3 protein-coding genes are annotated in these 4,438 nt (G+C 65.0%); 1 reads left to right on the top strand and 2 read right to left on the bottom strand.

Features of this window, described 5'->3' with window-relative positions; genetic code table 11:
- Positions 1 to 466 (top strand): isocitrate lyase/phosphoenolpyruvate mutase family protein (locus I71_RS31165; protein ID WP_042703488.1); only part of this gene is annotated, 466 nt, incomplete at its 5' end.
- 70 nt (positions 467 to 536) lie between these two features.
- Here I71_RS31165 and I71_RS31160 read toward each other — a convergent pair.
- Together I71_RS31160 and I71_RS31155 are read right to left on the bottom strand one after the other, a co-directional pair.
- Entirely contained in the window at positions 537 to 2,909 is a 2,373-nt protein-coding gene (locus tag I71_RS31160) for a cellulase family glycosylhydrolase (RefSeq protein WP_042703486.1), read from the bottom strand.
- A 692-nt stretch (positions 2,910 to 3,601) separates the two neighbouring features.
- Positions 3,602 to 4,351 (bottom strand): amino acid ABC transporter ATP-binding protein, encoded by a 750-nt coding sequence (locus tag I71_RS31155; RefSeq protein WP_042703484.1) that lies wholly within the window; start codon positions 4,349 to 4,351, stop codon positions 3,602 to 3,604.
- Positions 4,352 to 4,438: the final 87 nt, after the last annotated feature.

Below are 4,438 nucleotides of genomic sequence, written 5' to 3'. Positions count from 1 at the left end.
ATTTCATCGGGCGGTCGAGCGCATCGCCGCGGCGGCGGAGACTCTGCGCGGGACGGGCGTCCTGCTGACCGCCCGTTGCGAGGCCATGCTGGTCGATCATCCGGCCGCCATCGAGGAGGCGATGCGCCGGCTGCCGGCCTATGCGGCGGCGGGTGCCGATGTCCTCTATGCGCCGGGCCTGCGCACGCCCGAAACCATCCGGGCGGCGGTCGAGGCGGTGGCGCCCAAGCCGCTCAACCTGCTGGTCTCGGCGCCGATCGGACTGACGGTGGCGCAGATCGCCGATCTCGGCGTGCGGCGGATCAGCCTGGGCAGCGCACTCAGCCGCGCCGCCTGGGGCGGCTTCCTGCGGGCGGCGCGGATGCTCGCCGACCACGGCCGGTTCGACGCGCTGGCCGAGGCCGAGCCGTTCGACGCCCTGAACGCCTTCTTCCGGACGCGGAACCGGGACGGCCGGGAGGGCTGAAAAACAAAAAGGCCGGCCCGCGTCAGTGACGACGCGAACCGGCCCCGTAGTGCGGTGGAGGCGCTGCCCCTTACGCCGCGTGGTCGGTGATGAAACCGGTGGCGGTGCCCAGGTTCGTGTTGCCGTGGGTCAGGTGCAGCAGGAAATTCTCCGTGCCTTCATTGGCGTTGTTGTCGCCGTTGATGTGGACGGTGACCGTCTTGGTGGTCTCGCCCGGCTGAAAGGTCAGGCTGCCATGGGCGGCGGTGTAGTCGCTGCCGGCCTTGGCGGTGCCGTCCTCGGTCGCATAGTCGATGGTGGTGGCGGTGGTGACCGCCTTGGCCAGCTGCACGGTGAAGACCGCCTCGTCGCTGCCGGCGACCGTGCCGGAGCTGCCGGAGTTGGCCGCCAGACCCGCCTTGATGATGTTCATCTTGGTCGGATCGACGGTCTTGTAGTCGTTCTCCAGCAGGCCGCCGACATCGCCCGATTCCGGCGTCCAGGCCCAGTAGGTCCAGTTCATGCCCTGCTGGCCGGCGGCTAGATCGCTCTTGCCGTCCAGGTTCCAGTCGCCGTTCATGTACTTGATCAGCGTGCTGGCCCAGGTCTGCTCGGCGGCGCTGGTCATCTGGCCGCCGAACTCGCCGACCAGGATCGGGGCGATGTTGTTCTTGTAGATGTAGCCCCACATGCTGTCGTACTGGGCCGGCAGGTTGTTCGGATAGTTCGGGTCCGACAGCCAGCTGAACTGGCCGACGCTCTGGCCATAGGCGTGCGGCGAATAGACCAGCTTGTTCGGCACGTCGAACTCGATGGGATGATCCTTCACGCCGGCCAGCGTGCTGCTCCACTCCGTGCCCTCGACCAGCAGCAGCCAGTCCTTATTGACCGACTGGATGGAGTTGCCGATGCGCTCGGCCGCCGCGGCCCAGTCGGTGGCCTGGTTGCCGTCACCCCAGGTGGCCGACACGCTCGGCTCGTTGTGCAGGTCGGCGCCGATCACCGCGTCGTTGCCGGCATAATGCTTGGCCAGCATCTTCCAGTCTTCGATCACCTTCGATTCGGGGTTGTTGTCGGTGTACCACAGCCCGTGCTCGTTGGTGCCGGCGCCGCCGTCGTTGCGGTGGTGGTCGAGGATCACCTTGATGCCGTTCTTGCCGGCATAGTCGATGACCTTGTCATAGACCTCCAGCCGGGTCAGGCCCTTCAGGTCCGGGTTCTTCGAATAATCGATGCCGTTGGTGACCGCCGTGCTGTCGAACATGTCGTCGGCCCAGGTCAGGCGGATGACGTTGAAGCCCAGGCTCTTCATGCTGTCGATGTGGTGCTGGTAGCTGTCCGCCCACAGGCCCGACGGCACATAGTTGTAGCCCTCGCCGCCGAACCAGTTGACGCCGGTCAGCCGGACGTTATTGCCGCTCTCGTCGACGATCTGGTTGCCGTTGGTGTGCAGGAAGCCGTTGATCGAGCTGCTGCTCTTCACCATGCCGGGATCGGACACCGTGACGTTGCCGACCGTCAGCGACAGCGAGGAGCCGCCAGTGGAGCCGCCGGTGCTGCCCCCCGTAGAGCCCCCGCCGGTGCCGCCCTTGCCCGCATCGGTTGAGCCCCCCGTGGAGCCCCCCGTGGACCCAGTCGAGGCCGCGAAGTGGCTGGCGTCCAGCTTGGCGGTCAGCGTGGCGTCCCAATAGAGGTCGGTGGTGGCGCCCAGGTCGGCGCCGTCGGCGGTGCGGTGGACCGACACGGCGGAGTCGGTGGCCGCCACGGTCTTGCCGTCGACGCTGACGCTGTGGACATACAGGTTGCGGTCGGCGCCGTCGATGACGGCGTCATTGTCGTATTTCACCTCGACGGCGTGGGCCTTGCCCTGCGCCAGATCGGCGGTGAACTTGTAATCCTTGGCTTCCGAGCCGGTGGCCGTGCCTTCGCCGATCTGCTTGCCGTCGACCAGCACGGTGAAGTGTGCGCCGACACCGCCCGCCTCGCTGCCGGCGGCGTTCACGGTGATGACGTTCTGCGCGGTGCCGGCGGCCGGCGCGGCGGGGGTGGCCGGAACGGCGGTCTGCGCACCGCCGTAATAGCCGGCGGGGGTGTTGAAGGTCAGCGCGCCGTCCCACCACATGGCTTCCTGGCCGGCCTGGGTCGGCGCCGGGGCGGCATCGTCGTGGCGCTCATAGATGGCGTCGGTCGGCTTCAGCGAGTGGCCGTTGACCTCGATCGACTGGATATAAAGGTCGCGAAAGGCGCCGGTCGCCGTGTCGTTGTCGTAGACGACCTGGATCTTGTGCGCCGTGTTCGCCGCAAGGTCGGCGGTGAAGCTGTATGCCTTCGACGAGGGGTCGGCCGCATTGGCCGAACCGACCTCCTGACCATCCACCAGAAGCTTGAAATGCGGCGCGACGCCATCCTGGGACTGGCCGTAGGCGTTGACGACGATCTTGCTCGGCGCGGTGGTCGTGCTCATGACTTCGTTCCTATTTCCGTTGCGTTGAAGCCATGCTGGGGCTTTAATGGTTAACGAAACCTTTCCAAGCCCGGTTAACTTTTCTCGAAGCTTGTGGCAAATTTGGCCCAGCCCGTCACAGCAGCGCTCAAGGGACAGGCATCAGACCAGCGAACTATATCCCATCTTGGTCACAAGCCCGAAGAGGCTTCTGACAGTCTTCCTTTGCATAGTTCAATATTTTCTTCGTTTTACCTGATTTTTAAAAGTCGATCTCGAAAGACATAGACGCGATCATAGGATACAAATGCCAGAAGTGCGCATCATTATTTCAAAATTACCGCGAGATGATGGCAGATATGAGTCTCGTATACTGATACATTCGGGCACTGGATTGGTAATGACCTGACGGGCAGAATTACGGCTATGGGAGTAAGACGAATTCGAAAAAGACCTGTTTTGTCAGCAAAAAAGTTAAGAGTCGTGAGGTCTGACTGCCACGCGGGGGCGGTGTTAAGAAGTTTTCCACTAGACATTATTCCTATAATTCAGCCGGCAACCGGCCGTCGGACCGCACGCGCGGTCCACGAGTCCGTGCCGGTTCGGGGGACGCCGTCCGGACATGGCAAAAGGTCGGGCGCCCGGACCGCCATGGCGGCCGGACCCCGACGCTCAGGAAAACGTCCAGGAAAGGAGAGGAGAGGGCGCGCCGCTCAGCGCGCTTCCACCATGCCGATGAACTGCGCCAGTTCCGGCGTGGACGGCCGGTCGAACAGCTCGGCCGGCAGTCCCTGCTCGGCGATGCGGCCGCCATGCATGAAGACCAGCCGGTCGCAGACCTCGCGGGCGAAGCGCATCTCGTGCGTCACCAGGATCAGCGTCATGCCCTCTTCCGCCAGCTTGCGCACCACGCCCAGCACCTCGGCGACCAGTTCGGGGTCGAGCGCCGAGGTGATCTCGTCGCACAGCAGCACCTTGGGCGCCATCGCCAGCGACCGGGCGATGGCGACGCGCTGCTGCTGGCCGCCCGACAGCTGCGACGGGTAGGCGTCGAACTTGTGCCCCAGCCCGACCTTGGCCAGCGCCGATTCCGCGGCGGCGCGGGTGGTAGCCTTGTCCTGCTTCTTCACCACCTTCAGCGCCAGCATGACATTCTCGCCGGCGGTCAGGTGGGGGAACAGGTTGAACTGCTGGAACACCATGCCGACCTTCTGGCGCAGCGCCCGCAGGTCGATCTGGCCGGGGTCGACGCATTCGCCGTCCACCTCGATCACGCCGGCGTCGATGCGCTCCAACCCGTTGATGCTGCGCAGCAGCGTGCTCTTGCCGGAGCCGCTGCGGCCGATCATGGCGACGACCTGCCCCTCCTGCACCGCCATGTCGACGCCCTTCAGCACCTCCACCGGGCCGAAGGACTTGCGGATGGCGGACAGCTTCACCAGAGGTGTCTTAACGGGCGACATTGAGCTTCCTTTCCAGCGCCTTGGCCGACAGCGACAGCGGGTAGCACAGGGCGAAATAGATCAGCCCGACCAGCCCGTGACCAGAAG

Origin of the sequence: Azospirillum sp. B506 (assembly GCF_000333595.1) — a bacterium.
GTDB lineage: Bacteria > Pseudomonadota > Alphaproteobacteria > Azospirillales > Azospirillaceae > Azospirillum.
Note: the sequence above shows the minus strand (reverse complement) of the source record. Positions and strands in the feature narration are given on the sequence as shown.

Coding starts and splice junctions, on each gene's coding strand:
- I71_RS31160 (WP_042703486.1), bottom strand. CDS start 2,909: ATGAGCACGACCACCGCGCCGAGCAAGATCGTCGTCAACGCCTACGGC.
- I71_RS31155 (WP_042703484.1), bottom strand. CDS start 4,351: ATGTCGCCCGTTAAGACACCTCTGGTGAAGCTGTCCGCCATCCGCAAG.